General features: G+C 71.5%; 24 protein-coding genes. 15 read left to right on the top strand and 9 right to left on the bottom strand.

Features of this window, described 5'->3' with window-relative positions; genetic code table 11:
* Nucleotides 1–242 precede the first annotated feature (242 nt).
* Nucleotides 243–737, top strand: a complete 495-nt coding sequence (locus JAP66_RS11360) for a phosphoribosyltransferase (protein ID WP_199431595.1) — start codon at nt 243–245, stop codon at nt 735–737.
* Complete coding sequence (locus JAP66_RS11355) at nt 734–1477, top strand: Fic family protein (protein ID WP_199431594.1); 744 nt, start codon at nt 734–736, stop codon at nt 1475–1477. Before JAP66_RS11360 ends, JAP66_RS11355 begins: the two co-directional genes overlap by 4 nt.
* A gap of 154 nt (nt 1478–1631) precedes the next feature.
* Here the strand turns inward: JAP66_RS11355 and murQ are convergent, their stop codons facing one another.
* From murQ to JAP66_RS11325, 6 genes are all read right to left on the bottom strand, one after another.
* Nucleotides 1632–2561, bottom strand: a complete 930-nt coding sequence (gene murQ / locus JAP66_RS11350; protein WP_199431593.1) for an N-acetylmuramic acid 6-phosphate etherase — start codon at nt 2559–2561, stop codon at nt 1632–1634.
* A 47-nt stretch (nt 2562–2608) separates the two neighbouring features.
* The gene (locus JAP66_RS11345) at nt 2609–3610 is read right to left on the bottom strand and encodes a MurR/RpiR family transcriptional regulator (protein ID WP_199431592.1); all 1002 of its coding nucleotides are present in this window, start codon (nt 3608–3610) and stop codon (nt 2609–2611) included.
* 148 nt (nt 3611–3758) lie between these two features.
* On the bottom strand, nt 3759–5498 hold the full coding sequence (locus JAP66_RS11340; protein ID WP_199431591.1) for a serine hydrolase domain-containing protein: 1740 nt from the start codon (nt 5496–5498) through the stop codon (nt 3759–3761).
* Between the two features lie 7 nt (nt 5499–5505).
* The gene (locus tag JAP66_RS11335) at nt 5506–6768 is read right to left on the bottom strand and encodes an exo-beta-N-acetylmuramidase NamZ family protein (RefSeq protein ID WP_199431590.1); all 1263 of its coding nucleotides are present in this window, start codon (nt 6766–6768) and stop codon (nt 5506–5508) included.
* A 4-nt stretch (nt 6769–6772) separates the two neighbouring features.
* A complete protein-coding gene (locus JAP66_RS11330; RefSeq protein WP_199431589.1) occupies nt 6773–8602 on the bottom strand; it encodes a glycoside hydrolase family 3 protein in 1830 nt (609 codons plus the stop codon).
* Nucleotides 8603–9203: 601 nt separating this feature from the next.
* Nucleotides 9204–10022, bottom strand: a complete 819-nt coding sequence (locus JAP66_RS11325; protein ID WP_199431588.1) for an HAD family hydrolase — start codon at nt 10020–10022, stop codon at nt 9204–9206.
* A gap of 351 nt (nt 10023–10373) precedes the next feature.
* Between JAP66_RS11325 and ssd the strand changes: the two genes are divergently transcribed.
* Both ssd and JAP66_RS11315 read left to right on the top strand, forming a co-directional pair.
* Nucleotides 10374–11429, top strand: a complete 1056-nt coding sequence (ssd, locus tag JAP66_RS11320) for a septum site-determining protein Ssd (RefSeq protein WP_199431587.1) — start codon at nt 10374–10376, stop codon at nt 11427–11429.
* Nucleotides 11430–11609: 180 nt separating this feature from the next.
* The gene (locus JAP66_RS11315; protein ID WP_199431586.1) at nt 11610–12530 is read left to right on the top strand and encodes an aminoglycoside phosphotransferase/kinase family protein; all 921 of its coding nucleotides are present in this window, start codon (nt 11610–11612) and stop codon (nt 12528–12530) included.
* Between the two features lie 51 nt (nt 12531–12581).
* Here the strand turns inward: JAP66_RS11315 and JAP66_RS11310 are convergent, their stop codons facing one another.
* Nucleotides 12582–13223: a class I SAM-dependent methyltransferase gene (locus JAP66_RS11310; protein WP_199431585.1), complete on the bottom strand. Its 642-nt coding sequence runs from the start codon at nt 13221–13223 to the stop codon at nt 12582–12584.
* Between the two features lie 101 nt (nt 13224–13324).
* Nucleotides 13325–14068, bottom strand: a complete 744-nt coding sequence (locus JAP66_RS11305) for a 3-oxoacyl-ACP reductase family protein (RefSeq protein WP_199431584.1) — start codon at nt 14066–14068, stop codon at nt 13325–13327.
* Between the two features lie 256 nt (nt 14069–14324).
* On the opposite strand from JAP66_RS11305, the gene JAP66_RS11300 reads away from it, so the two are divergent.
* The 7 genes from JAP66_RS11300 to JAP66_RS11270 all read left to right on the top strand — a co-directional run bounded on the left by JAP66_RS11300 (nt 14325) and on the right by JAP66_RS11270 (nt 19093).
* Nucleotides 14325–15491 carry a TadA family conjugal transfer-associated ATPase gene (locus JAP66_RS11300; RefSeq protein ID WP_199431583.1) on the top strand — a complete coding sequence of 389 codons (1167 nt, stop codon included), beginning with the start codon at nt 14325–14327 and terminating at the stop codon, nt 15489–15491.
* Nucleotides 15485–16297, top strand: coding sequence for a type II secretion system F family protein (locus JAP66_RS11295; RefSeq protein WP_199431582.1), 813 nt, complete (start codon nt 15485–15487; stop codon nt 16295–16297). The genes JAP66_RS11300 and JAP66_RS11295 overlap by 7 nt, the downstream gene beginning before the upstream one ends.
* On the top strand, nt 16294–16920 hold the full coding sequence (locus JAP66_RS11290) for a type II secretion system F family protein (RefSeq protein WP_199431581.1): 627 nt from the start codon (nt 16294–16296) through the stop codon (nt 16918–16920). Before JAP66_RS11295 ends, JAP66_RS11290 begins: the two co-directional genes overlap by 4 nt.
* Nucleotides 16921–16967: 47 nt before the next feature.
* A complete protein-coding gene (locus JAP66_RS11285) occupies nt 16968–17174 on the top strand; it encodes a DUF4244 domain-containing protein (protein ID WP_199431580.1) in 207 nt (68 codons plus the stop codon).
* Nucleotides 17175–17233: 59 nt separating this feature from the next.
* Nucleotides 17234–17605 (top strand): TadE family type IV pilus minor pilin, encoded by a 372-nt coding sequence (locus JAP66_RS11280; RefSeq protein WP_199431579.1) that lies wholly within the window; start codon nt 17234–17236, stop codon nt 17603–17605.
* The gene (locus JAP66_RS11275) at nt 17592–18293 is read left to right on the top strand and encodes an Rv3654c family TadE-like protein (RefSeq protein ID WP_199431578.1); all 702 of its coding nucleotides are present in this window, start codon (nt 17592–17594) and stop codon (nt 18291–18293) included. Before JAP66_RS11280 ends, JAP66_RS11275 begins: the two co-directional genes overlap by 14 nt.
* Before the next feature lie 158 nt (nt 18294–18451).
* Entirely contained in the window at nt 18452–19093 is a 642-nt protein-coding gene (locus tag JAP66_RS11270; protein WP_199431577.1) for a bifunctional DNA primase/polymerase, read from the top strand.
* Here the strand turns inward: JAP66_RS11270 and sftH are convergent.
* Nucleotides 19057–21456 (bottom strand): DEAD/DEAH box helicase, encoded by a 2400-nt coding sequence (sftH, locus tag JAP66_RS11265; RefSeq protein ID WP_307849522.1) that lies wholly within the window; start codon nt 21454–21456, stop codon nt 19057–19059. The genes JAP66_RS11270 and sftH overlap by 37 nt on opposite strands.
* Before the next feature lie 246 nt (nt 21457–21702).
* On the opposite strand from sftH, the gene JAP66_RS11260 reads away from it, so the two are divergent.
* The 4 genes from JAP66_RS11260 to JAP66_RS11245 all read left to right on the top strand — a co-directional run bounded on the left by JAP66_RS11260 (nt 21703) and on the right by JAP66_RS11245 (nt 26191).
* Complete coding sequence (locus tag JAP66_RS11260) at nt 21703–23982, top strand: sodium-translocating pyrophosphatase (protein WP_199431575.1); 2280 nt, start codon at nt 21703–21705, stop codon at nt 23980–23982.
* A 115-nt stretch (nt 23983–24097) separates the two neighbouring features.
* Nucleotides 24098–24754, top strand: coding sequence for a hypothetical protein (locus JAP66_RS11255; RefSeq protein WP_199431574.1), 657 nt, complete (start codon nt 24098–24100; stop codon nt 24752–24754).
* 113 nt (nt 24755–24867) lie between these two features.
* Nucleotides 24868–25494, top strand: a complete 627-nt coding sequence (locus JAP66_RS11250) for a hypothetical protein (RefSeq protein ID WP_199431573.1) — start codon at nt 24868–24870, stop codon at nt 25492–25494.
* A gap of 91 nt (nt 25495–25585) precedes the next feature.
* The gene (locus tag JAP66_RS11245) at nt 25586–26191 is read left to right on the top strand and encodes a hypothetical protein (RefSeq protein ID WP_199431572.1); all 606 of its coding nucleotides are present in this window, start codon (nt 25586–25588) and stop codon (nt 26189–26191) included.
* The last annotated feature ends 243 nt before the right edge of the window (nt 26192–26434 follow it).

The following is a 26434-nucleotide window of genomic DNA, read 5'->3' as shown; positions in this document are numbered from 1 at the left end:
GCCACAAACTCCCCCGACGGCGGAAACGTACGGCTCTCGGTCAGCAGGTTGTCGAGTGCCGGTGACTGCTCTGTCATGATCCAAGGCCTCCTGTTGCGACATCGTGGCTACGCCCGCGGCGACGGTAGCGACGTTAGTACGGCAAGGGACAGGTTGCAGCCAGGTTGCGGCCGCCGACAAGCGACCGGTGACCGCTCCTTATGCTCGCGGTACGGACGTCGCGGCACGGAAGGACGGCGCGAATGGCGGAGCGCGAGGAGCTCACCTGGGAGATGTTCGGCTCGGCCGCGCGGGAGCTGGCCCAGCAGGTCGCGGACAGCGGCTTCGAGCCGGACCTGATCCTGTCGATCGCCCGGGGTGGCCTGTTCGTCGCGGGCGCGCTCGGTTATGCGCTCGACGTGAAGAACCTGCACGTGATGAATGTCGAGTTCTACACGGGCGTGAACCAGCGGCTCGACCTGCCGGTGATGCTGCCACCAGTGCCGAACGCGGTCGACCTCACCGGTTCGCGGGTCCTCGTGGCCGACGACGTCGCCGACACGGGAGCCACCTTGAAGCTCGTCCGCGACTTCTGCGCCGACCACGTCGCGGAGGTCCGCTGCGCCGTGGTCTACGAGAAGCCGACCTCGGCGGTGGCCTGCGAGTACGTCTGGCGCCGCACCGACAGGTGGATCAACTTCCCGTGGTCGAGCGCGCCGCCGGTGGTGACCCGGGAGGGCCAGGTGCTCGACGCATGACAGGCGGCGGAACGGACCCGCTGGCTCCGCTGCTGGAGCTGGACGGAGTGGCGGCCGCGGCCAAGTCCGCCCAGGAGGCCGTGTTCGCCGTGCACCGGCTCGGTCCGAACCTGCGCGGTGGTTCGGCGACCGCGGCGGAGGCTTCGGTGCGCGCCGCCCGCGCGTCGGCGGGCATCGACGGCGGCGATCCGGAGATCCCCGCCGAGGGTTCGGTGACCGACCCCGTGCTGGCCGGCTCGCTGCGAGTGGCCAGGGCGCTGGAGTCGTTGCTGCCGACGTGGCGGCGTGCGCCGTTACAGGCTCTTGCCCGCATGCACGTGCTGGCGGCGTCGGATCTGACCGACCATCCCGACTCGCTGGGCCGCCCTCGCCCCGCCGAGGGGGTGGCGGGCAGGCTGGAGCTGCTGGCGCAGCTCGTCACCGGGGCAAGCGCCGTGCCGGGTGCGGTGCTCGCGGCGGTCGTCCACGGTGAGCTGCTGACGTTGCGGCCGTTCGGCTCGGCGGACGGCGTGGTGGCACGGGCAGCCGCCCGGCTGACGATGGTCGCGAGCGGGTTCGACCCGAAGTCGCTGACCGTGCCCGAGGTCGCGTACTTCCGGCGGAGCCGCCGTTACCGCGATGCGGCGGAGAGCTTCGCCACCGGCGAGGCGGACGGTGTGCGCGAGTGGCTGCTGTTCTCGTGTGATGCCTTCGAGGCCGGAGCCCGCGAGGCTACCGGCATCGCCGAGGCCGCAGGCTGANGAGAGCTTCGCCACCGGCGAGGCGGACGGTGTGCGCGAGTGGCTGCTGTTCTCGTGTGATGCCTTCGAGGCCGGAGCCCGCGAGGCTACCGGCATCGCCGAGGCCGCAGGCTGACTCGTGAGTGCCTACGCGAGTTAGAACACTGTTACGCACTCACGAGGCGCGCATCCGGACCGATTCGAGGGCCTCGCGCACGTGCCCGTCCTTCGCGCTGAGCGCCTCCGTGGCGGTGCCGACGTCGGCCCCGGACAGCAGGTGCACCAGGGCCACCTTCAGGTCGCCGCCCGCCCTGTTCAGCGCCTCGGCGCAGTCGTGCGTGCTCATCCCGGTGGCCTCGTGCAGGATCCGCACGGTCCGGCCGCGCAGCTTCGCGTTCGTGGCGCGCATGCTGACCATCAGGTTCGAGTACGTCCGGCCCAGCTTGACCATCGTCGCGGTCGAGAACGCGGTCAGGATGATCTTCTGTGCCGTGCCTGCCTTCATCCGCGTCGAGCCCGCGATGGCCTCAGGGCCGGTGTCGACGGCGATCAGCACGTCCAGCTCGGACGGCACGACGGCACCGGGGTTGCCGGAGACGAGTCCCGCTCGCGCGCCGCGCCGCTTGGCCGCGAGCAGGGCACCGAGGACGTACGGCGTCCGCCCCGACGCGGTAAGGCCGAGCACGAAGTCGCCGGCCGAGATCGTGGAGCTCAGCTCCGCCGCTCCGGCTCGGGCGTCGTCCTCGGCGTTCTCGACGGCGTGTTGCAGCGCCCGCTCGCCACCGGCGTGGTGGGCCACGAACCAGTCGGACGGCACGTTGAACGTCGGTACGAGCTCGGCCGCGTCGAGCACGGCGAGCCTGCCCGACGTGCCTGCGCCCACGTAGTGCACCCGGTGACCGCCGCGGATGGCCTCTGTGGCGTAGTCGACCGCGGTCGCCAGCTCGGGCAGGATCTCCCGAACGGCGTCCGGAACCTGCCGGTCCTCCGCGTTGATCGCCGCGAGGATGCCCTCGGTGGACATCTTGTCGATGTCGGTCGTCCGCGGGTTGCGCTGCTCCGTCGGAGAGTCGACGTGTACCACCTGGCGCGGCACTGTCATCATCCGCCTCACTGGGTTCGATTCGGCCCGCGCGGCCGGCTCCGCTTCGCTCACTTGCCGGTCTCCCTGGGTCGCCGCCTGCCGTCGGGCCGGACCCCGAGCCTGTGGGTACCCACCGCGTCGCGGGTGGCGTCGAGCGCGCTGACGGACTCCTCGAGGTGCTGCTGCGCGACGCCGATGAAGAGGCAGTCGATCACCGTGAGTTGCGCGATCCGGCTGGCCGTCGCGCCGGAGCGGAACGTCGTCTCCCTGGCCGCCGTGGTGAGTACGTGGTCGGCGACCTCGGTGATGGGAGAGCGCGGATAGTTGGTGAGCGCGACGGTGGTCGCTCCGCGCTCGCGGGCGACCCGCAGCGCCTCGACCGTGTCCGTGGTGGCGCCGGTGTGTGAGATGCCCACCGCGACATCGCCGCCCTTGAGCACGGCCGCGGACGTCAGCATGATGTGCGTGTCCGACCACGCGAAGCTCACGCGACCGATCCGGTGCAGTTTCTGTTGCAGGTCGGCGGCGACGAAAGCGCTCGCGCCGACACCGTAGACGTCGACCCGTCCCGCGGTGGCCATGGCCGCGATCACCCGCTCCAGTTCCGCGATGTCCAGCTGCTCGGCGGTCTCCTCGACGGCGCGCGCGTCGGCGAAGCTGACCTTGCTCACGACGGAGGGCAGGTCGTCGTCCCGGGAGATGTCGCCGCCGAGGTTGCGGGAGGACCTGGCCGCCGTCCGCGCCGTGTCCGCGGCGAGCGCGATGCGAAGCTGCGGGTAGCCGCCGACGCCGATGGCCTTGCAGAAACGGGTCACGGTCGTCTCGCTCGTGTTCGCGGCGAGTGCGACCTCGGTGATGCTGCGCCGGGAGACCGACGAAGGGTCGTCAAGCACGACCTGCGCGACCCGCTGTTCCGCGCGGGCCAGCCCCGGAAGCAGTGAGCGGATGCGCACGAGCGGGCTCGCGTCGGCATCCTGGCCGGCGCCGCCGCCACCCTCGGGACCCTCCGCCGGTGCCGGCGCCGCAGGGTCGAGGTCGCTCACCGTGGGAAACTTACTAACCGTAGGCATCTGCGACAAGGTTACCCACACCTTCCGGAATGATCGCAACCTGACCGTGCTCAGCACGTCCTGGCCACGAGGGGCTTCTTGGTTGCTGAGAAAGTCGCTAACCAGGTCGCTCCCGTTAACCTGGATCGGCTAACGACTCTGCAACTTATTACCGGCTCCGTGGCTGGAACCCGGCCGCGCGCAATTCGCCGGGCTCCTGTTCCCCGTCCAGCAGCGTGCCGTTCTCGTCGGATACCCGGATGCCGTCCACGTAGACACCCCGGGCGGTGTAGTTCCGATCCGTGCTGAACCGCCAGCGCAGCGTGACATTTTCGGCCCGCGGTACGCGTGCGCGTATTTTCCACCACGAGCGGTGACCGGTTCCGTACAGCGCGTCGACCGTTCCGCTGGGCGCACCGCGGCCGGTGGCGGTCAGCCCGACCGCGTGCCACGTGTCCCCGCCGTCCGTGCTCGCCTCCAGAGTGAGGGGGTCGGTGCTCTCGGAGTCGACGAACGCGTCGAAGCGCACTCGCGGATCCCGGCCACGTGGGGTGAGCGACCGGGTGGTGAGGGTGGCGGTTGCCGCGTTGCCGATGTCGCTGAACCACGCGTCCGCACCGCGAGCCGGCCGCACCGCGAGCGCCCTGGCGAGCCCGGTGGCCCATGCCTGCCGTGCCGGGTTCACCGACCCCCATGAGCGCGAGGGATGCACCCGGTTCGTCAGCAGGATCGCGATCGACCGCGACAACGGGTCGAGCACGAGCGACGTCCCGGTGTACCCGGTGTGGCCCGCACCGGCCGGTGAGGTGAGCCCGCCCATGTACCAGAGCTGGTCGAGCTCGAAACCGAGCCCGTGCTCGTCGCCGGGGAACTCCTCGTTGTAGTTCGTGAACATGTCACGAACCGTTTCCGGGCGCAGGATCCGCGCGCCGCCGTAGCTTCCGCCGTTGAGCATCGCCTGCCCCAGCACGGCCAGGTCGCGGGCGGTGGAGAAGACCCCGGCATGGCCTGCCACCCCGCCGAGCGACCAGGCGTTCTCGTCGTGTACCTGCCCACGGACCATGCCGCGCGGCGGCTCGGACTGGTACTCGGTGGCGGCGATCCGGTCCAGCTTCTCCGCGGGCGGGTTGTAGCCGGTGTCGGTCATGCCCAGCGGTCCGGCGATACGCTCCCCGACCACGGCGTCCAGCGGCGATCCGGTGATCCGCTCGACGAGGACGCCGAGGGTGATGAGGTTGAGGTCGGAGTAGGCGTAGCTCGTGCCAGGCTCGTTCTGTGGCGCGACGTCGAGGACGGCCTTGATCCGCGCGGCCCTGTCCGGCCAGTCCCGCCACAGTGGCAGGAACGGTTCGAGCCCGGACGTGTGCGTGAGCAGTTGTTCGACGGTGATCGACTCCTTGCCGTTCACGCCGAACCCGGGCAGGTAACGCGCCACCGGGGCGGCCGTGTCGAGGCGACCCTGCTCGACCAGCTGCATCACCGCGATCGACGTGAACAGCTTCGAGATCGAGGCCAGGTCGAAGATCGTGTCGGTGCGCATGGGCACCTGCTCCTCGGCTGGCAGTTCGGTGCCGGAGCCGTCGGCGTAGCGGACCGCGCTGCCTGCGGCGTAGGTGTCGACCACGAGACCGTCGTGGGCGAGCAACCCGACCGCCCCGGAGAACAGCGGGTGCCCGTCTGCCGCATCCTGGCGCGTCCAGCCCGCGAGCCGCCGCTCGGCGGCGCGGATCGGCTCCGGGTCGAGCCCGGTCCGCTCCGGGCTCGCGTCCCGCAGCACGGTGCTCGCCGGGGCGAACCCGTGCCGGGGCAGGTCGAACCTGCCCGTCGCCGGTTCCGTGTACGCCACCGCGCCCGCTCCCGTCAGCGCGAACGCCACGACCGTGAGCAGCGCCGCCAGCCTGCCTCGCATGGCCACCTCACCGGTAGAGCAGGTAGGGACGGCGGGACCGGGTGAACTCGGTGAGCTCGTCCTGCCACGAGCCGACGATCTCGTCCGTGCCCGCCCCGGCGTCGACCATGGTCCGGAATCTGCCGGACCCGGTCAGTTTGTCGATGAACCCGTCGCCCCGCCAGGCGAAGCGGCCGGGATGCAGCCGCCGGGCGGTCACGATCATCGCCACGGCCGTGCGGATGGCGTCGAACGAGCGTGGATCGGTGACCGTGAGCTGCACGCCTCCGCAGGTCTCGCCGGTGAACTTGCCGAACGTGGGCACGAAGTAGGTCTCGCGGAAGCTCGCCCCGGCGAGCTCCTGGCTGCCGAGCTCCTCCCGCCAGCGCCAGTCCAGTCCCGGCGCGCCGATGATCTCGAACGGTCGCGTGGTGCCCCGGCCCTCGGAGAACACCGTCCCCTCGAACAGGCAGGTGCCCGGGTAGACCAGCGCCGTGTCCGGAGTCGGCATGTTCGGGCTGGGCGGCGTCCAGGAGAGCCCGGTGTCGGCGAAGAGCTGGTTGCGCCGCCAGCCGGTGATCTCGACGACGTCGAGCTCGGGCACACGGCCGCTGTCGGCCGGCAGGAACTCGGCGTCGAAGAAGCGAGCCAGCTCGCCGACCGTCATGCCGTGCTGCTGCACGATCGGCTTGCGGCCGACACCCGAGCTGAACGCTGGGTCGAGCATGGGGCCGGCCGCCTTGCCGCCCACCGGGTTCGGCCGGTCCAGGACGACGAACGAGGCGCCCGTGCGGGCGGCCGCCACCATCGCCGTGTACATGGACCAGATGTAGGTGTAGAAGCGCGCGCCGACGTCGGCGATGTCGAACACGACGGTGTCCACGCCCGCCTTGGTGTACATGGCGGCGAGGTCGTCGGCGCTCGCGCCGTAGGCGTCGTAGACGGCGACGTCCGTGCGCGGGTCGGCGTAGTCGCCCTCCGAGCCGCCGGCCTGCGCGCTGCCGCGGAAGCCGTGCTCGGGGCCGAAGGCGGCCACCGGCCGGACTCCTGCGGCGATGAGCGAGTCGACGATGTGGTCGCCGTTGGCCAGCACACCGGTCGGGTTCGATAGCACGCCCACCTTGCGCCCGGCCAGCCTGCGCCAGCCCTGTGCGGCGAGGACGTCGGCCGCTGGGACCACCCGGCGGCCGCGACCGTCCGGGGTGGCGGACGCGGCGAACTGGGACCCGGCCGTGAGCATCGGCGTGGCGAGGGCGCTCGCCGCGAGGAAGAGCCTTCTGTTGACGGTCATGCGGTCACCACGTGAGGCCGTGGCCGAACGGGTACAGCACGGTGCCGGGATCGTCGCCCGCCGGGACGTCGACGGGCAGCTTCCCCTGTGGCCTCGTCTCGCCGAAGAGCACCTTCGCCAGCGATGCCATCGTCACGCTCCGCCAGTCGTACGTGGCGACCCAGGTCGGAGCGTCGACCACTCCGGGGTCGTAGGGTTCCTGCACCGAGACTGCCACGACCGGCTTGCCGGTGGCCAGCAGCCTTTCGAGGAGCGCCCGTTGCCCCGGGTTCGCACGCAGGTTGTTGGTCAGCACTATCACCAGGTCGGAGCGGGCCGCCGCGCCGGACGCGTCCTCGACCGCGGTCTCTTCCGGGTCGCCGCCGGTCGGCAACGCAGTCGCCGAGGGGCCGATCTCCCTGGCCAGCGCGTCGACCGGCTCGGCGGGGTAGCCGGGGTAGGTGGGCCGGTTCCAGCCGGTCACCAGCACCTCGCCGGGCCCGCCCGTGATCGGCAGCAGGTTCGCGTCGTCGCGCAGCACGGTCGTCGTGCGATCGGTGATCTCCTGGATCCGCGCCAGGTGCTCCGCCGTGCCGACGGTCCTGCCGACGGCGCGCTCGTTCACCATGGGCTTGGCGACGATTCCGCGCTCGAACTTCAGCCGGAGGATCCGCCGCACGCTCTCGTCGATGCGGTCCTCGCTGAGCCTGCCGCCGCGGACGGCATCGAGCACGCCGTTGATCGCCACATCCAGATCCGGTGGCATCAGCATCTGGTCGACACCGGCCTCAAGGGCCAGCACCGGGATCTCGGCGTCGGAATGCATCTCACGCACGCCCTGCATCTGCAGCGAGTCGGTGACCACGACGCCGTCGTAGCCGAGCTCCCCGCGCAGCAGGCCGTTCATGATCGGCTCGGAGAGGGTGGCCGGGGTGCCGGACGGGTCGAGAGCGGGCATCGTGATGTGCGCGGTCATGATCACGTCGGCACCCGCGTCGATGGCCGCCAGGAACGGCGGCAGATCGACCGCCCGCCACTCCGCTTCCGTGCGGTCGATCACCGGCAGGCCGGTGTGGCTGTCGGTGGCGGCGTCGCCGTGGCCGGGGAAGTGTTTGGCCGCGGCGGACACGGTCCGCGTGCGGGGCCCGGCGTCCTGCAGGCCCTCCACCTGCGCGGCGACGAGTTCGCTCGCCAGTGCCGGGTCGGCCGAGAACGAGCGCGAGCCGATGATCGGGTTGAGTGGGTTGGAGTTGACGTCCGCCACCGGGGCGAAGTTCTGGGCGATACCCATCGCGCGCAGTTCGGCGCCGCTGATCGCCGCCGCCGCCCGGGCGTCGGCCGCGCCGCGGCCCGCGCCGAGCGCCATCGCGCTCGGGTACTCGGTGGCGGGCTCGGCGATGCGCGTCACCCGGCCGCCCTCCTGGTCGATGGAGATGATCAGGGGCAGCCGTGCCCCTGACCCGAGCGCGGCCCGCTGGAGGCCGTTGGACAGCCCGGCGACCTGGGCGGGGCCGTCGACGTTGTCGGTGCCACCGTGGTTGAAGTAGATGACTCCACCGACCTGGTAGCGCTTGACGACCTCGGCCGCCGTACCGACGCCGTACTTCTCCCGGTTGCCGGGGTGGACCTCGGTCGCCGACTTGCCCCAGACGTCCGCGACGAAGAGCTGGCCGACCTTCTGTTCGAGCGTGAGGCCCCGCAGGGTGCGCTCCGTCCAGCCCTGTGCCGTCGCCCCGGGTGTCTCCGGTGTCTCGGCGCCCGCCGGCGTGGTGCCTGCGACGCTGCCGAAGACGAGTAAGCCGGCGATCGACGCGGCGGCATAGGTCCTCCGATGCCGGACGGGCGGGGTGGTCACGGCAGCCTCCTGAAGTTCGCGAGCGCCTTCGTGGGTTCTCCACACGAACGCGTTAGCTTCGGAAAGCTACTGACGAAACCTGGGCCGGTCAACGGCCGAACGGAGGGAAAGGAGTCCATACGCTGGCGGCGCCCGTCGACATGAAGTCGGCGGGCGCCGCCTGCTCGCGCGGGCTACACGGGTTACCAAGCGTGCAACTCAAGTCGTACCTACCTGGACTCGGCGTCCGGCGTCCCGGTAACGCAGTCCCTAGACGACAAGCCTCCCGCGGCGTGCTGCGCGTGGGTGCCCGGAGTCCGCGCACGGAGATCTATACGGGGTGGACCAGGCTTCTCCTCTGCCGGGTCCCTGGCCGACAAGATGTCCGCACTCACTTTCTACCTAGTGATGGCCGTCACTTCAAGAGCCTGGACGGGTGCACCGGTACAGAGGCTCGATCTAGTGACGAAACGTCCCGCGAGGCACCGGAATCCGTGAGCCGGCAAGGAAAGATCGGCTGCCGGGACGACCATGTGGGTGGGCGGCGCAGTGACACCCGGCACCCTCGGTGGTCGCTGGTCCTTCCGCCTCCGGCGGTGTTGATTGGCCTCGCTGCGCTCGGCTAGTCCTTCCGCCTCCGGCGCGACAAACCGAAGAGGGTCGCTCCCGCCGCGACCGCGCCGACGCTCAGCCCCACCGCCATCACCGTCGCCGACGGCGCGGGGAGCCGGGATCGCAGCGACACCGGGTTGTCGAAGCTGTGCACCGGCCAGCCACGTTCGACGGCGAGCCTGCGCAGCGCGCGATCGGGATTGACCGCGTGCGGGTGGCCGACGACCTCGAGCAGCGGTGCGTCAGTACTGGAGTCGGTGTAGGCGTGACACGAGGCGAGGTCGTAACCGTATTCAGCGGCGAGCCGTTTCGCGGCGACCGCCTTCTGCTCGCCGTAGCAGTAGAACTCGATCTGCCCCGAGTACCGGCCGTCGACGACCTCCATCCGGGTGGCCACGCTGCGCGTCACGCCGAGCATCTCGGCGATCGGCGTGACCACCTCGTCACCGGTCGCCGAAAGCACGACGACATCGTGCCCCTCGGCCTTGTGCTCCGCGATGAGGTGCGCCGCCTCGGCGTAGACGAGCGGAGCCACCACGTCGTGCAGTGTCTCCGTGACGATCGAACGCACCTGGTCGACGTCCCAGCCCGAGCACAGCCGCGAGATCTCCGCGCGTAGCCGCTCGGTCTTGTCGGCGTCCGCGCCTGCTAGAGAGAACATGAGCTGCGCGTAGGCACTCTTCAGCGCGGCGCGGCGATTGATCAATCCCTGACGCAGGAACGGCTTGCTGAACGCCAGTGCGCTGGACGAGGCAATGATCGTCTTGTCGAGGTCGAAGAAGGCCGCGACCGCGGTCGCGTTCGTCGGCGAGCTGCTGTTGTCGGCCACGACCCCACAATAGGAGTGCGGGGTTCGGGGTCACGCGGCGCCGCCTCGGGAACGACGGCGTGCAGCGCCCGCCGTTATCGAATTGTGGGTGCGCTGAACAGGCCGGGTGGCGCCACGAACGAGTTACAGTGAATTGTCCGGTTCGCCGGGCCGGTCCGGCCTCAAGCCCCCAGGGCCGGACCTTGGACGGCCCCCGCTCCTCCCCCCTGGCGGGGGTCGTCGTTACGCCGGTTGTCCACATCCCCCCGGTTGTCCACAGCCCCGGCGTTGCGGTGTTGTGCGGCCCTGCACCGAACCGCGACGGTGCGTGAGAGCGCGTCCTGAGTGCCGGAGTGACCTGGGGGTTTGGCGATGACCGACGACCGTCCGCTCGTAGTCGTCTCGGACGACACCGTGCTCGACGAGATCCTGCGGCTCGCGGCCGCGGTCGGCTGTGAGGTCGAGCGGGTAAGCGACCTCGGCGCCGCGCGAAGTCGGTGGGCGAGCGCGCCGCTCGTACTGCTCGACGAGGAAGGCGCGGCCGACGCGGACGGTGCCGATATGGACCGGCGCGCGGGTGTGCTGCTTATCTGCAAGGCGGCGCCCCTGCCGGACACCTGGCAGCGTGCGTTCAGTCTCGGTGCCGAGCACGTCGTCGCGCTCCCCGACGGGGAGGACACGCTGCTCTCGGCCCTCGCCGATGTGGCCGAAGGGCCGCCCGCGTCCGCCGGCCGGGTGCTCGCGGTGCTCGGCGGTCGTGGTGGTGCGGGCGCGTCCGTGCTCGCGGCCGCGGCGGCGATCAGCGCGTGCCGGGCGGGTGGGAGCGCGTTGCTCGTCGACTGCGATCCGCTCGGCGGTGGTCTGGACCTATTGTTGGGCGCCGAGATCAGCGCCGGGCTGCGCTGGCCTGGGCTGCGGGTGCAGTCCGGCCGCGTGTCGATGCCCGCGCTCGATGCCGCGCTGCCCGGCAGGCGGCACGGTGACGGCAGGCTTTCCGTGCTGTCCTGCGACCGCGACGGTCCCGGCCCCACCGCCGAGGCGGCCGCCGCCGTGATCGAGGCGGGCAGGCGGTCCGGGCGCCTTGTCGTCTGCGATCTGCCCCGCGGGCTCGATGCCGGCGCCGCGGAAGCCCTGCACCGTGCCGACCTGGTCGTGCTGGTCGTGCCCGCCGAAGTCCGCGCCTGCGTCGCGGCGGCCCGGGTGCTCGCCCGGCTCGACAGCCGGTCCGGCCGCCTCGGCGTGCTGGTGCGCGGGCCGGCGCCAGGTGGGCTGACCGCCGCGGAGGTCGCCGATGCGGTCGGTGCGCCGCTGCTCGGCTGGATGCGGCCGGAGCGCGGGCTGGGCAGGGTGCTGGAACGTGGCGCCTTCGATCCGCGGCCGGGCGGGTCGCTCGGCGCCGCCTGCCGCACCGTGCTCGACGCGCTCTGACCCGCTCCGCGAGTTGCCCGCTCGAGCCCGCGAGTTGCCCGCTCGAGCCCGCGAGTTGCCCGCTCGAGTCCATGAGTTGCCCGCTCGACTAAATGGTTTCCCGGTCGTAGCCCCAGATTCCCTTGGCGGCGAGCGCCAGGTCGCTTCCACTGTGTTCGCGCTTATGGCACGGTCCTTCCTGTGCCGTTGGATGACCTGCCGGACTGGCTACCGGCCTGGTGTGTGGAGCAGCTGGGCGGCGAGCCGGTCAGCGTGCAGTTCGAGCTGAGGTCGATTTCGGCGGTGTTCGGGCTGCGGTTGGCCGGCGGGCGGGACGTCGTGGTGAAGGTGCGGGAGGACGACGGCCGGGCCGGTTCGTGTGTCGCCGCGCAGGCCCGGTTGGCGGAGCGAGGGTTTCCGTGCGCCCTGCCGCTCACGCCTGCGGTCGGCGTCGGTGCGCTGGCCGTGCACGCTGAGGAGTCCCGGCCCGGCGGTGAACTGCTGCGCGGCGATTCGCCGGATGTCGCCGTGCGCTACGCGGCGGTGTTCGCCCGGCTGATGGCCGAACTGGCCGACGTGGCCGTCGCGCCGCCGCTGCCGAATCCGCGCTGGGCGCGTTGGGACCACACGGATTCCGGGGTGTGGCCGGCGATCGAGTTCCTCGATGAACGGGACCAGGACGCCGTGCCCGCGTACGTCGTCGACACGGCCGACCGGGCCCGCAAGCGGATACTGGCCGCCGACCTGCCGTGCGTGCTCGGCCACGCCGACTTCGAAGCGCAGAACCTCCGCTGGCACGACAGGGAGGTGTGGGCCGTGCACGACTGGGACAGCCTGGCGTGGCAGCCGGAGGCGGCACTGGCGGGTGCGGCGTGCGGGGCGTTCGCCAGCGCCTCGCCGCCGACCCTGGCCCCGGTCGAGAGCTCCGCCGCGTTCCTGGCGGCTTACCAGGATTTCCGGGGACGCCGGTTCACCGCGGAGGAGCAGGAGATCGCGTGGGCGGCCAGCCTGTGGCCGGCGGCGCACAACGCCCGCTGGGAAGCACTGCATGGCAGCACTCCGGTGTCCTGTGACGCCGTCCGCGCACAGGCAGCCGAACGCCTCCACCGCGCGAAAGCCTAGGTTTCACAGGTGCCGTCCAAAGAAGTAGTAGACGGTGACATCAGGGCGCGGTCAGGCGTGGCTGCGCGCGAAGATGACGGCTCCCGGGCCGTCCTCGTCCGGCCCGATGACCAGCTCGGCCTCGATCGTGAACCCCGCGTCGCGAAGCCAGCCCGCGATCTTGCTCGGCCGGCGGTGGTGACTGTCAACGTTGATCGGGCGACCCGTGTAGCCCTCGGACGTATGTCGTGTCTCGTCACCGACGTGAAAGCCGACCAGTAGCGGACCTCCTGGGCGCAACACTCGGCGGAACTGCTCGAACACGCCGGGCATGGCGTGGTCGGGCACGTGGATCACGGACCAGAACGCGACTACGCCGGCGACCGAATCGTCCGCCAGGTCGAGGGCGGTCATCGTCCCGATCTCGAAGCGTAGGTCGGGGTAGTCGCGCCGCGCGATGGCGATCATCTCGGGCGAGATGTCGATGCCGAACGCGTCCACTCCGAGGTCGTGGAGGTGGCCGGTGACGTAGCCCGGCCCGCAGCCGACATCGGCCACCGGCCCGCCTCCGGCGCCGTGCACCAACTCGGCGAACAACGCCAGGCTCGCGCGCAGGTAAGGCCTCTCACCAAGCAGTCCACGTACCTTCTCGGCGTATCCGGAGGCGTCGGTGTCGTACGAAGAGCGGGTATCGGACAGCCAGGTGTCAGGCATGACGACACGGTAGCCAATCCGCCAACTCCTGCGCTGGCAGGGGCTGTTGATCTGCGCGTGACTCGGCGAATGTTGGCGGCCACCGCACTAGCCTCCGTTCGTCAGATGGTGAAGCCACCGTCCACATTGATCGTCGCACCCGTCAGGTACGAGCCGCCGTCACCGGCGAGGAACGCGACCGCCGACGCGATGTCGTCCGGCGTGCCGTAGCGGCCGAGGGCGGTGAGCCCCTTGATCACCTCGGCGTTGGGCCCGTCGGCAGGATTCGCATCGGTGTCGGTCGGCCCCGGGCTGACGAGGTTCACCGTGATCCCGCGGGGGCCGAGTTCCCGGCCGAGTCCCTTCGTCAGGCCGATGAGCGCGGCCTTGCTCGTCGAGTACAGCGTCATGCCCGGGAAGGGCAGGTGCTCGGCCACGTTGCTGCCGATGCTGATGATCCGGCCGCCGGCCGTCATGTGCGCGGCCGCGGCTCGCGCGGCGGCGAACGGCGCGCGCACGTTGACCGCGATCGTGCGCTCGAATTCAGGCATGCCCAGCTCCGGCAGCGGAGCGACGAGCAGCACAGCCGCGTTGTTGACGAGTATGTCGATCGTTCCGAACTCGGCGACCGTCTCGTCCACGGCGCCGGTGACCTCGGCCGGATACGTGCTGTCCGCCCGGAGTGCGAGCGCGCGTCTCCCGGCCGCCTTGATGCGCTCCGCCACCGTGGCTGCCTGGTCGGCGTTGTTCTGGTAGGTGAGTGCCACATCGGCGCCGTCCTGGGCCAGCCGTACCGCCGCGGCGGCACCGATGCCCCGGCTGCCGCCCGTCACGAGTGCCACCTTGTTGTCGAGTATTCGGTTCATGGCAACGAGTCTGTCCGTATGCGGCGATCGTGTCCGGCGGAAATCGGACCTCTCGTTCGGCCGAGCCGGGCATTGTCCTGACGGGTACGACGATTTCGGTCGCGGCGCTTCCCCGTATCCCAAGTTATCCACAGTGGACCAGTTGTCCACAGGTTGGTTCCGTCGTTCTTGTTCGGGCGCGCGCGTCGCGCGACGGTGGAAGTACGTCACCCGCGACGTCCGATCCGGACAGCGGCCGAGAACTCTTGGGGGCACGATGAGCACGGAACTCGTCGAGCGGGTCCGCAGGCGCCTCGCCGACGCCGGTTCTGATACCGACCCGCGAACCGTGGCCGACGCCGTGCGTGCCGAGGCTGGCGGGGTCGCCGGACACACCGACATCCTCGACGCCCTGCGCCTGTTGCGGCACGAGTTCGCCGGGGCCGGGGCGCTCGAACCACTGCTCGCCGACCCCGATGTCTCCGACGTCCTCGTCACCGCGCCAGGAGAGGTGTGGATGGATGGCGTGGCGGGGCTGCGGCGTACCGAGGTCCGCTTTCCGGACGAGGACGCGGTACGGCGGCTGGCTCAGCGGCTGGCGCTGGCGGCGGGCCGCAGGCTCGACGACGCACAACCCTTCGTCGACGGCTGGCTGCCCGGCATCGGCCCGCACGGCCGGGTCCGGCTGCACGCGGTGCTCTCGCCGATCGCGGCCGACGGCACGTGCCTGTCCCTTCGGGTGCTCCGTCCGGCTACCCACGACCTGCGCACCCTGCGGCGGCTGGACACGTTCGGCGACCACGGGCTCTCGCTGCTCGATGCGATCGTCGCCGCGCGGCTCGCGTTCCTCGTCACCGGGGCGACCGGCTCGGGCAAGAGCACGTTGCTCGCCGCACTGCTCGGCCGTATCCCGCCCGGCGAGCGGATCGTCTGTGTCGAGGATGCGGGCGAGCTCCTGCCCGACCACCCGCAGTTCGTCCGCCTGATCGCGCGGCCACCGAATGTCGAAGGGGCCGGCGAGATCGCCCTGCGCGAGCTCGTTCGCCAGGCCTTGCGGATGCGCCCCGATCGGCTCGTCGTCGGTGAGGTGCGCGGACAGGAAGTATGTGAGCTGCTGACCGCACTCAACACCGGGCACGACGGTGGCGCGGGAACGCTGCACGCGAACTCGCCGGCCGAGGTGCCGGCCCGGCTGGAAGCCCTCGCCGCGCTCGGCGGCCTCTCCCGGAACGCGCTGCACAGCCAGCTCGCCGCGGCCGTCCAGGTTGTGCTGCACATGTGCCGGGACGGCGATGGCCGCCGAGTGCTCGCGGAGATCGGCGTCGTACAGCGCGACGGCGACCTCGTCCGTGTCCACCCGGTCTGGCGGCGCGGGGCCTGGACCGCGGAGCGGCAACTGCTCACCGAACTGCTCGGCGAGAGTGGGGGGCAGGCGCCATGCTGATCCTGTCCGCCCTGGCCGCGGCGTTAGCTCTGCTGTGCTGGCCGGAGGCCGGCGCGCGGCGCAGGCTGGGGTTACTGCCGGGACCCGCCGGGGTGCCGCTGTGGGCAGCCGTGCTCCGCGGCCGCCGGGCGATCCTGCTCGCCACGTTCCTCGCGGCGGTGCTCGCTGTCGCGATGCTCGGGCCCGCGGTCACGGCGGCACTGGTCCTGCTGGCCGGCGCGATCTGCTGGCGATCGCGGTCCCGTACCCGGATCAAGGCCGAGCTCGGTGCGACCGAGGCGCTGGCCGAGGCGCTGCGCACGATGGTCGCCGAGTTGAGGACCGGTGCGCATCCGTCGGCAGCAGCGGAATCGGCCGCCACCGACGCCCCGGCCGGGGTGGCGAACCTGCTCGGCACCATCGCCGCCTCGGCGCGGCTCGGTGGAGAGCTCGATGCGGCACTGCTCGCCGAGCGAGCACCGCTGCTGGGTGACGGTGTTCCCGGGCAGCTCGCCAGGGCCTGGTCCCTCGCGCGCGACCACGGCCTCCCCCTGGCCGGTGTACTGGAGGCGGTCCAGCGGGATGTCGACGCCAACGTCCGCCTGGCCGGCCAGGTGCACGCGCGTATGGCGGGCCCTCGCGCGAGTGCGGGAATACTGGCCGCGCTGCCCGTAGCCGGTGTCGCGCTCGGTGAGGCGATGGGCGCGCGCCCACTCGCGGTCCTGCTCACCGTCCCGATCGGTCAGTTGTTGCTCGTCGCAGGGTGCGCCCTGATCTTCGCCGGTGTCGCCTGGAGCGCCGCGCTGACCGGTCGGGTCGTGCGATGACCGGGCAGAGCATCGCCGCCGCGCTCTCCGCCACGGCACTCCTCGTACTGCCACCGCCTCGCGCGACGCGGCTGGCCCGCATGTGGCCCGGCACCGCCAGGTCGCGGTGGGCCCCTGTCCTTCTCCGGGTCCGGTCGCGGAGGCGGCCACTCCTGTTCCGCCTGCGCAGGCCCGCCGGTGGTGACGCCTTGCGGATGGCCGCGGCCGGGGACCTGCTGGCCGCGTGTCTGAAGGCGGGCCTGCCGGTGCCGACCGCCGTGCGCGCCGTGGCCGGCAGCGCTCCGCAGGAGGCGGCAGATGCGCTGCGAGCCACGGCCGAACTGCTCGCGCTCGGTGCGGAGCCGGCCGAGGCGTGGGCTCCGACGCGCCGGTGCCCGGCGACAGCCGAACTCGCCCGGGCCGCGTGCCGCACGGGCCGCTCGGGAACCGCGCTGGCGAGCGTGGCTTCCGCGCTGGCCGAGCGCGCTCGCGCGGCCACCGGTGACGAGGCGGAGGCCCGAGCGCAGCGCGCCGGCGTGCTGATCACCGGCCCGCTCGGGCTGTGCTTCCTGCCTGCCTTCCTGTGCCTGGGGGTGATTCCCGTCGTCATCGGCCTCGCCCGCCAGCTGACCATCACGACCTGAGAACCCGATCAGCGGCAACCAACAGAGAGTAAGAAAGGAACACGAGCATGATCTCGTCGAGAGAACTGCTGCTCCGCAGGGGACGGCGCCCGCGTCTGCCGTTCGGTGACGACGGTATGAGCACCGCCGAATACGCCATCGGCACCATCGCGGCCGCGGCGTTCGCGGCGTTGCTCTACACCGTGGTCACCGGGGACTCGATACTGACCGGACTCACCTCGCTCGTCGAGCAGGCGCTGTCCACGGATCTGTGATGCCCGCCGCGCGACGTGTCCTGCGACCGGCGACGAGCCCCAAACACCGTGGGATCGGTGTGGCCGAGCACCTGGCCGCCGACCGGGGTGCGGTGACGGTCGAGGCGGCGATCGCGCTTTGCTCGCTCGTGGCCGTCTTCGGGCTCGTACTGGCCGGTGTGGCCGCGGTGTCGGATCAGCTTCGCTGTTCGGACGCGGCCGCGGAGGCAGCCCGCCTCGCCGCGCGCGGACAGGGAGCGCTCGCCGAGCAGACCGCCCGGGCGCGGGCGCCGGACGGAGCCACGGTCGAGATCCGGGAAGAAGGCGGCATCGTCGCGGTGACGGTCCGGGCGGACTCGGTAGGCGGGCTGCTGCCCGGAGTGACCGTCCGGGGTGAGGCACACGCGGTGCCCGAACCCGGTGCCGAGGTGGCCGGCGATGCGGTGCCCTGACGCGCTGCTCACGGCCGCGGTCGGCGGGCCGGGAGAACGCGCGGTCGGTGCGTCCGGCCGGGGGCAGCCTCACCGCGGCGTCGACGACGGGTTCGCCACGGTGTGGGCGGCGTGCGCGATCGCTGCCCTGCTGACGGTCGCCGGTGTGCTCTGGTGGCTCGGTGCCGCGGTGCTCACCCGGCACCGTGCCGCGGACGCCGCCGACCTGGCGGCGCTCGCCGCCGCAGCTCACGCCGGCCGCGGTTCCGTGGAGTCCTGTGAACACGCCGGGCTGGTGGCCGGGCGCATGCGGGTCCGCCTGCGCGAGTGCCGCTTCGAGGGCTGGGACGCGCTGGTGATCGTCGAGGCGCGGCCCCCGGCGCCACTGGCACTGTTCGGTCCCGCCACCGCCCGCGCCCGCGCGGGTCCGATCGAGGCCCCCGGCCTCGTGGAGAGGAGCCGGGCCACCTCCGGCCGGCGCGACGAGCGGTCCCACGACGAGCGGACGAATGGCGCCCCGCCGACCGGTCGGACGGCAGGTGCGCTCGACGAGCAGCGGTCGTCCGCACACGGTGAGCGGTCTCACCGCCTGCATGCGGTGCGGCCGGACCGCCGAGCGGCGGCCGGACGCCGCAGGTCGTGGGGCCGGGGTCGCACCGGCCGGCGCGCGGAGAGGGGGCGGGAACCGGTTGGCCGCGCCGGTGATTGACATCGCGGGTTCGGTGGGGCCGTTGCACCGATGACATTCGTCGTCCGGCAAGAACCGGTTGTCGACCGGCCCCTTCCGGCCATATGCAAATTGCCGTTGAGTGAAGTGTGACACCGCGAACGCGGCGGTAGAGGTTTCTGAGGAGGCACGAGAAAGACATGTTGGACACGGAGTGGTCGGACAGCTGGCGCGGCGCTTTCCGCATCGAGTTGCGCGCCGAGGCCATCGGGCTGGCCTGGCGGGGATGGCCGGTGCTGCCGGGTACCTACCCGTCGGCGAGTGAGACCGGAGAACCCGGCGCCACCTGGATCAAGCCCGTTCCGGCGCACGACGACTGGCAGGAGCGCGTCGGTGCGCACCCGCAGCAGGTCGCCGCCTGGTGGACCGGGAAGCCTTACAGCCTGCTGGTCGCCACCGGCACGATGGTCGATGCCGTGGAGGTGGACGACACGCTGGGACGCCGGGCGGCGAGGCTGCTGCGTGCAAGCGGGCAGCCTGCCCCGATCGTCGCCATGCCGAACGGCCGGTGGCTGTTCCTCACCACGACCTCCGACCACCTGCCCGCTCTGCTGGCCGCGGACGAAAGCGTCGAGTGGCACAGCGACGGTGGCTGGATCCCGCTCCCGCCGACCCCGTTCGAGCACGGTGTCGTGCACTGGCGGGTCAAGCCGGAGATCTGGGGCTGGCGGCTCCCCGCCGCGGCGACCGTGCACGACGTGCTCGTGCGGGCGCTCTCCGGCGAGCTGTCCAGGACGATCGCCAATCAGCCGATGCTCGCTGCCGGACCCTCGGCAGCCTGATCCACCACGTGGCCGTGCCGAGCGCCGTGTCTCACCGCCCCGAGCACGATGTCCAGCACGGTCACCGCCCCCGCCTTGTCCAGCGGATCGTTGCCGTTCCCGCACTTGGGCGACTGGACGCAGGACGGGCATCCCGCCGGGCACTCGCAGGAGACGATCGCCTCCCGTGTAGCTGCCAACCAAGGGACAACAGCGGCAAAGCCGCGATCGGCGAATCCCGCTCCGCCGGGATGACCATCGTGCACGAACACCGTCGCCTCCCCGGTGTCCGCGTGCGAAGCGGTGGAAACCCCGCCGATGTCCCAACGGTCACACGTAGCGAACAGCGGTAGCAGGCCGATCGCCGCGTGCTCGGCGGCATGCAGGGCGCCGGGGAGGCGCGCCGGGTCCAGCCCGGCGCCCCCCGGCGCCCTGCCATCACCCCGGAGCAGGTCGTCGGTGATCGTGTACCAGACCGCTCGCGTGCGCAGCACCTGCTCGGGCAGATCCAGCGGCACCTGATCGAGCACCTCGCCGGAGGGCAACCGGCGCAGGTAGCCCACCACCTGCGAGGTCACCGCCACCTCGCCGAGACACACGTGCACACCGCCGTAGTCCTGCCGCCGCGCGGTCTCCAGTACGGCGATGTCGACCATTTCCCGCGCGGACGTGTTCCACTCCGGGTCCTCGGCGTGCACGAGCGCCAGTCCGCGTTCGAGATCCAGCTCGTCCACCACGTACGAGGAGCCCTGGTGCAGATACACCGCTCCGGGGTGCACCGTGCTGCACGCCGATCCCGGGTCCACGGTGCCCAGCATCCGCGAGGTCTCGGCCTCGACCACGGCGATCTGCTCCCCGCCGGAGCCGCGGATGTCCACCTGGTGCTGCGGCCGGTCGCGGGATGTCCAGTACCAACCGCTGGACCTGCGCCGCAACACCCCGTCCGCCACCAGCGAGGCGAGCACCTCCCTGGCCGCCTCCGCGCCGAAGGTATCCAGCTCGCCCGCGGTGAGCGGCAGCTCGGCGGCAGCGCAGGCGAGCTGCGGGGCGAGCACGTATGGGTTGGCCGGATCGAGGACGGTCGCCTCCACCGGCCGATCCAGCACGGCGGCCGGGTGATGCACGAGGTAGGTGTCCAGCGGGTCGTCACGTGCGACGAACACGACGAGCGCGTCCCTGCCTGCGCGTCCTGCCCGGCCCGCCTGCTGCCAGAACGACGCCAGCGTCCCGGGGTACCCGGCGAGCACCACCGCGTCCAGGCCCGCGATGTCGACGCCGAGTTCCAGCGCGTTCGTCGTCGCGACCCCCAGCAACTCACCGGAGAGCAGCGCCGCCTCGAGCGCGCGCCGCTCCTCCGGCAGGAACCCCGCCCGGTAGGCGGCCACCGTCCGGCCGAGGTCGGGATCCACTTCGGACAGTATCCGCCTTGCGGCGAGCGAGGTCAGCTCGGCGCCGCGGCGCGAGCGCACGAACGCCAGCGTGCGTGCCCCCTCGATGACGAGCTCGGCGAGGATGCGCGCAGCCTCGGCGCCCGCCGAGCGCCGCACCGGCGCGCCGTTCTCCCCGGTGAACTCGTCGAGCAGTGGCGGCTCCCACAGCGCGACCGTGCGGGCACTGCGCGGTGACGCGTCGTCGAGGACCGCGGTGCATTCCACGCCGGATAGCCGCGACGCGAACCCCGCCGGTTCGGACGTCGTCGCGGACGCGAGCACGAAGACCGGGTCGGCGCCGTAGTACCTGGCCACCCGCCGCAGGCGGCGCAGGAGCAGCGCGACGTGGGAGCCGAACACGCCGCGGTAGCCGTGGCACTCGTCGACGACCACATAGGAAAGCCTGCGGAAGAACCGGGACCAGCGTGCGTGCGCCGACAGTACGCCCCGATGCAGCATGTCCGGGTTCGTGAACACCCAGCGGCCGTGCCGGCGCACCCAGTCCCGCTCGTCCGTCGGCGTGTCGCCGTCGTAGGCCGCCGCCCGCACGCCTGGCAGGTCCAAACAGGACACCGCACGCAGCTGGTCGGCGCCGAGTGCCTTGGTCGGCGACAGGTACAGGGCGGTCGCCTTCGGATCGCCGAGCAGCGTGGACAGCACCGGCAACTGGTACGCCAGCGATTTCCCGGAGGCCGTGCCGGTGGCGATCACGACATGGCGTCCCGACCACGCGAGCGAGGCCGCCTCCGCCTGGTGTGCCCACGGCCGCTCGGTTCCGGCCCCGCGCAGAGCCTCCGTGACCTCGGCGGGCACCCAGTCCGGCCAGGCGGCGAACCGAGCCTGCCTTGCCGGCAGGCTCGCGACGTGCGTGACCGGATTCCGGTCCCGCGGTATTCCGGCCGTTGCCCGCCGCAGCAGGTGTTGTGCCCGCTCCAGCTCGCTTCCGCCATTCACGGATTCGAGCTTCGCACACCCCTGCGACGAGCTCGGGAGTGTGGCCGCCGCCATTCTCGGATCGGTTCAGTGAGCGGACTCACAGGAATACATTCCGTGCCCGAAGTGGGACGGCTTGCCGACTGGTCCGGCCGTACCAATAGACTCCGCGCAACCACACCCCTAGTGGGGTAGATCCCATGTCAGCGTCGGCACAGTGGTCAGCTGCTCCGGTGCTGGCAACAGGCGACGTTTCCAGGAGGACGAATGTCCCGGCACTTCCTCGCGGAGGGCTCTCCCGAGCTCTCCGGAGGTGACTACGGCATCGTGGCCGTGGTCGCCGTGATCGCCCTTGCTGCCCTCGTCGTTGGTTATGTCCTGCTCAGGGAGGTCCTGGCGGCAGGCCAGGGCACCCAGAAGATGCAGGACATCGCCAAGGCGGTGCAGGAAGGCGCGGCTGCCTATCTCAACCGGCAGCGGAAGACCCTCGCGATCTTCGGCGTGGTGGTTTTCCTTCTGCTGTTCGCGCTCCCCGCGGAGGACTGGACTGAGCGGATAGGACGCTCGCTGTTCTTCCTCGTCGGCGCGGTGTTCTCCTTCTCGATCGGCTACCTCGGCATGTGGTTGTCGACGAGGGCGAACCTGCGGGTCGCCGCGGCGGCCCGCGAGGGAGGCGGCCGGGAGAAGGCGATGCGGATCGCGTTCCGTACCGGTGGCGTCGTCGGCATGATCACGGTCGGCCTCGGGCTGTTCGGTGCCGCCGTCGTGGTGCTGGTCTACGCGGGCCAGGCACCCAAGGTGCTGGAGGGCTTCGGCTTCGGCGCCGCACTGATCGCGATGTTCATGCGTGTCGGTGGCGGCATCTTCACCAAGGCCGCCGACGTCGGCGCCGACCTGGTCGGCAAGGTCGAGCAGAACATCCCCGAGGACGATCCCCGTAACGCCGCAACCATCGCCGACAACGTCGGTGACAACGTCGGCGACTGCGCCGGTATGGCCGCGGACCTCTTCGAGTCCTACGCGGTCACCCTGGTCGCCGCACTGATCCTGGGCAGTGCTGCGTTCGGCGCCGCCGGTGACGGCCTGGTCTTCCCGCTGATCATCCCGGCGATCGGTGTGATCACCGCGGTCATCGGCATCTACATCACCAAGGCCAGGGTCGGCGAGAGCGGCCTGACGACGATCAACCGCTCCTTCTACATCTCCGCGGTCATCTCGGCCGTGCTGTCGGCGATCGCGGCATTCGTCTTCCTGCCCGACTCCTTCACCGGTGCCGAAGGCAACCCGGCCATCGTCGCGACCGTCTCGGTCATCATCGGTATCGCGCTCGCCGGGGTGATCCTCTGGCTCACCGGCTACTACACCGGTACAGAGCACGGCCCGGTGAAGAACGTCGGCAAGACCTCCGAGACCGGCGCCGCCACGGTGATCCTGTCCGGTATCTCGGTGGGCTTCGAGTCCGCGGTGTTCACCGCGCTGGTGATCGGCGCCGCGGTGTACGGCGCCTACCTGCTCGGCGGCGCCGTCGCGCTGTTCGCCGTCGCACTGGCAGGCACGGGCCTGCTCACCACGGTCGGCGTCATCGTCGCCATGGACACCTTCGGTCCGGTCTCCGACAACGCACAGGGCATCGCCGAGATGTCCGGCGACCTCGAAGAGGGCGAGGGCGTGCAGATCCTCACCGAGCTCGACGCCGTCGGCAACACCACGAAGGCGATCACGAAGGGCATCGCGATCTCGACAGCGGTGCTCGCCGCCACGGCCCTGTTCGGGTCCTACTCCGAGGCGATCGGGGAGGCGCTGCGCAGCGTCGGCACCGCGCTCGGGGACGCGCCGGCGTCCTTCGCCGACAGCATCATCGTGCCGAACACGCTCGTCGGTGTGGTGATCGGCGCGGCGGTCGTGTTCCTGTTCTCCGGGCTGGCCATCAACGCGGTCTCCCGCGCGGCCGGTGCGGTCGTCTACGAGGTGCGCCGCCAGTTCCGCGACATCCCGGGGATCATGGAGGGCACGACCCGCCCCGAGTACGGCCGGGTCGTCGACATCGTCACGCGTGACTCGCTGCGCGAGCTGACGACGCCGGGTCTGCTGGCCGTGCTCGCGCCGATCGCGGTCGGTTTCGGGCTCGGCACCGGCGCCCTCGCCGGCTTCCTCGGGGGTGCCATCGCGACCGGCACACTGATGGCGGTGTTCCTCGCCAACTCCGGTGGCGCGTGGGACAACGCGAAGAAGCTGGTCGAGGACGGGCACCATGGCGGGAAGAACTCCGAGGCGCACTCGGCCACCGTGATCGGGGACACCGTCGGTGACCCGTTCAAGGACACCGCAGGCCCGGCGATCAACCCGCTGCTGAAGGTGATGAACCTGGTGTCGCTGCTCATTGCACCCGCGGTCGTGCAGTTCACCGTCGGGCCGGACGCCTCACCGGCCGTGCGGATCACCATCGCGGTGGTCGCGGTGCTCATCATCGCGGCCGCGATCGTGATCTCGAAGCGGCGCGGCACGGCACTCGCCGAGGCGCCCGCGGGACAGTCCACGAACGCATAGGATCCTGCGCGGCGATCGGGCCCGGAACACCTCGGCGTGTTCCGGGCCCGACCCGTTTCGGGCTGCGGGTAGCGTGCCGCCGGAGAACCCGCCTTCCCGGTCGAGGAGTTGCCGTATGACGCTCCGCCCCGCTCTCGCCGCCATGGCCGCCGTAGCCGCCACAGCCGTGCTCGCCGGATGCTCCGGTGGCGAATCAGGAGGTGCCGGTACACCGACCGGTCAGGTGTCGGCGTCCTCGGTCGTCTCGACACCGCCGGTCACCTCGGCACCGGAGTCGCCGACGGTGACCGAGCACAGCATCCCCGCCGACGAGGTGAGCGACGAGGTCCTGGCCTGGACGGACCGCTTCTGCGGTGCGCTCGGCGGCCTCGGCGGGCTCTCCGACATCGCGCCTCCGGACCTGCGGCAGGGCGACGTCGCCGGCGCCAAACACGCGGTCAGCGACTATCTCGGCCGCCTGGACACGGCGCTCGGCTCCTCCCTCGACGGCCTGCGGGACCTGGGGCAGGCGCCCGTCCCGGAGGGTGAGCAGGCCAGGCAGGCGCTCGTCGGGGCCTTCGGCCCGGCCCGGCAACAGGTCACCGAAGCCAAACGGAAGCTCGACGCCGCGCGCAACGACGACCAGCAGGCACTCGCGGAGGCCACCAAGAGCCTGCAGTCCATCGGCACCGCGATGGGTGAGCTGGAGAACCCGATGCGCGGCATCGAGAGCTCACCGGAGCTGGCGGCAGCCGCCCGCCAGGCGCCCGAATGCCAGAAGCTCGGCAACTGACGAACACACTTCGTCACCAATCGTGTGCAGCATGCATGTGGTGACTTGCGGCACGTAGCCGGGGCGGTACGGTCACAGGCGGCTGTGCTCACGGTGCGTCAGGAGGTGTTGGCGTGCGGCCGCGATCGACCGTTCTCGCCGCGTTGGTAACGGCCCTGGGCCTTTCCCTGGCGGGGTGCGGTCAGCAGGCGAGAGTGCCGCCGGGTGAACAGCCCGAGGCGAACTCCCGTGGGCCCGGACTCTCCGCGGAGGAGGCCCGGCTGCAGAGCGACACCACCTTGTGGGCCGACGGTTACTGCGGTGCGGTCAGTCAGCTCGTCAGCTCGCTCGCTCAGATGCCGAGCGTGGACCCGAGCACGCCGCGGCGTGCCTCACGGACCTCGAGCGACCTTCTGGGCGTCATGATCGACGGGCTCGAACGCACCGTGGTCCGGCTGGAAGGGCTCGGCCCGGCACCGGTGCCCGGCGCGGACGATGTGAAGACGAAGGCGGTACGCACCTACACGGCCATCCGCGACCGGGCGCTCGGCGCCAAGCAGGACCTCGATGCCGCGGCCGACGCCGAAGCCAGCCGCGCGGCCATGTCCTCCGCCGAGGGGCCGCTCGACGAGATCGGCCGCCTCAACCTGCTGGAGGGCTTCGACTCGATACCCGAGCTGAAGACCGCCAGCCTGCGCGCGCCCACCTGCAGGCAACTCACCGAGGAGAGCCCGGCGCCGCGGTTCGACCCGCCGGCCTGAGCACACCGTCCGAGCACGCTGTCGGCGGTGAGCCGGATTTTCCTCGCGCACGGATGGCCGGGAGTCGAACGGATGTTCTACCCTCGGTGCCGTGGCGCAGCTCTCGTTCTTCTCGGCCGAGGCGAGCCGTCCGAGGCTCGCGGACCTCGCCGGCCTGCTGTGCGGCCGGGGCCAGGTGACGAGCTTCGGGCGCACGGCCGCGCGCGTCTCCACCGTGGTCGACGAGGACTGGCGGGCGCGGGCGCTGGCCAGGGAGTGCGCGCGGTACGGCGCGGACGCCCAGGTCACCGTCATGGAGACGGACGAGGGCCGCACGCCGCTGATCCGTACCGCGTTCCGGGTGGACCTCCTGCCGCTGGCCAGGTTGTGGGCCGGCGGCCAGGCGAAGTCGCTTCCGCCCGGCTTCGCGCTCGGCGGTTCGATGCTGCGGATATGGGCGCTGGCCAGTGGCCGGCCCGGCGAGCGCGACTACCTGCTGCACCTCGATCCCGACGCGCCGGACACGCACGCCCCGCTGGCCGCCGCGCTCGGTGCCCTCGGCCTGCCGGTCACCACCGTCCGGCCACGCGGTGGCGGTCCGGCGATCCGGATCTCCGGCCGCAGGCGGCTGGAGACCCTCGCCGAGCTTGTGGGCGCCCCGCCCGCGGGTGCCGAGCCGGCGTGGCCCGGTGGCCTGCCGGTCCGCAAGGCGGGCTGATCAGGGCGAGGCAGTCGGCGGGCGGGTTCGACCTCCGCGTAGGACGTCCGGACGGCCGGTCGACGATTACCCGGCCCGGCTGCGGGAAACCTTTCTCCAGCAGTGACTGTTGTACTGCTGTACTGCACCAGCGCAGCCGGCGGAGCATAGGGACGCAGCGTGATGAGCCGGTCACACAATGCCCCCGGCCGGTGTGAGGTTCGCGTCACGTGCTAGGTGTAAAAGGGAAACATCACCCAACTC

The organism is Qaidamihabitans albus (assembly GCF_016464705.1).
Taxonomy (GTDB): domain Bacteria; phylum Actinomycetota; class Actinomycetes; order Mycobacteriales; family Pseudonocardiaceae; genus Qaidamihabitans; species Qaidamihabitans albus.
Note: the sequence above shows the minus strand (reverse complement) of the source record. Positions and strands in the feature narration are given on the sequence as shown.

Excerpts from the sequence above, each read along its gene's own strand:
- JAP66_RS11360 (WP_199431595.1), top strand. The coding sequence starts at position 243 with ATGGCGGAGCGCGAGGAGCTCACCTGGGAGATGTTCGGCTCGGCCGCG.
- JAP66_RS11355 (WP_199431594.1), top strand. The coding sequence starts at position 734 with ATGACAGGCGGCGGAACGGACCCGCTGGCTCCGCTGCTGGAGCTGGAC.
- murQ (WP_199431593.1), bottom strand. The coding sequence starts at position 2,561 with ATGATGACAGTGCCGCGCCAGGTGGTACACGTCGACTCTCCGACGGAG.
- JAP66_RS11345 (WP_199431592.1), bottom strand. The coding sequence starts at position 3,610 with ATGCCTACGGTTAGTAAGTTTCCCACGGTGAGCGACCTCGACCCTGCG.
- JAP66_RS11340 (WP_199431591.1), bottom strand. The coding sequence starts at position 5,498 with ATGCGAGGCAGGCTGGCGGCGCTGCTCACGGTCGTGGCGTTCGCGCTG.
- JAP66_RS11335 (WP_199431590.1), bottom strand. The coding sequence starts at position 6,768 with ATGACCGTCAACAGAAGGCTCTTCCTCGCGGCGAGCGCCCTCGCCACG.
- ssd (WP_199431587.1), top strand. The coding sequence starts at position 10,374 with ATGACCGACGACCGTCCGCTCGTAGTCGTCTCGGACGACACCGTGCTC.
- JAP66_RS11310 (WP_199431585.1), bottom strand. The coding sequence starts at position 13,223 with ATGCCTGACACCTGGCTGTCCGATACCCGCTCTTCGTACGACACCGAC.
- JAP66_RS11305 (WP_199431584.1), bottom strand. The coding sequence starts at position 14,068 with ATGAACCGAATACTCGACAACAAGGTGGCACTCGTGACGGGCGGCAGC.
- JAP66_RS11300 (WP_199431583.1), top strand. The coding sequence starts at position 14,325 with ATGAGCACGGAACTCGTCGAGCGGGTCCGCAGGCGCCTCGCCGACGCC.
- JAP66_RS11295 (WP_199431582.1), top strand. The coding sequence starts at position 15,485 with ATGCTGATCCTGTCCGCCCTGGCCGCGGCGTTAGCTCTGCTGTGCTGG.
- JAP66_RS11290 (WP_199431581.1), top strand. The coding sequence starts at position 16,294 with ATGACCGGGCAGAGCATCGCCGCCGCGCTCTCCGCCACGGCACTCCTC.
- JAP66_RS11285 (WP_199431580.1), top strand. The coding sequence starts at position 16,968 with ATGATCTCGTCGAGAGAACTGCTGCTCCGCAGGGGACGGCGCCCGCGT.
- JAP66_RS11275 (WP_199431578.1), top strand. The coding sequence starts at position 17,592 with ATGCGGTGCCCTGACGCGCTGCTCACGGCCGCGGTCGGCGGGCCGGGA.
- JAP66_RS11270 (WP_199431577.1), top strand. The coding sequence starts at position 18,452 with ATGTTGGACACGGAGTGGTCGGACAGCTGGCGCGGCGCTTTCCGCATC.
- JAP66_RS11260 (WP_199431575.1), top strand. The coding sequence starts at position 21,703 with ATGTCCCGGCACTTCCTCGCGGAGGGCTCTCCCGAGCTCTCCGGAGGT.
- JAP66_RS11255 (WP_199431574.1), top strand. The coding sequence starts at position 24,098 with ATGACGCTCCGCCCCGCTCTCGCCGCCATGGCCGCCGTAGCCGCCACA.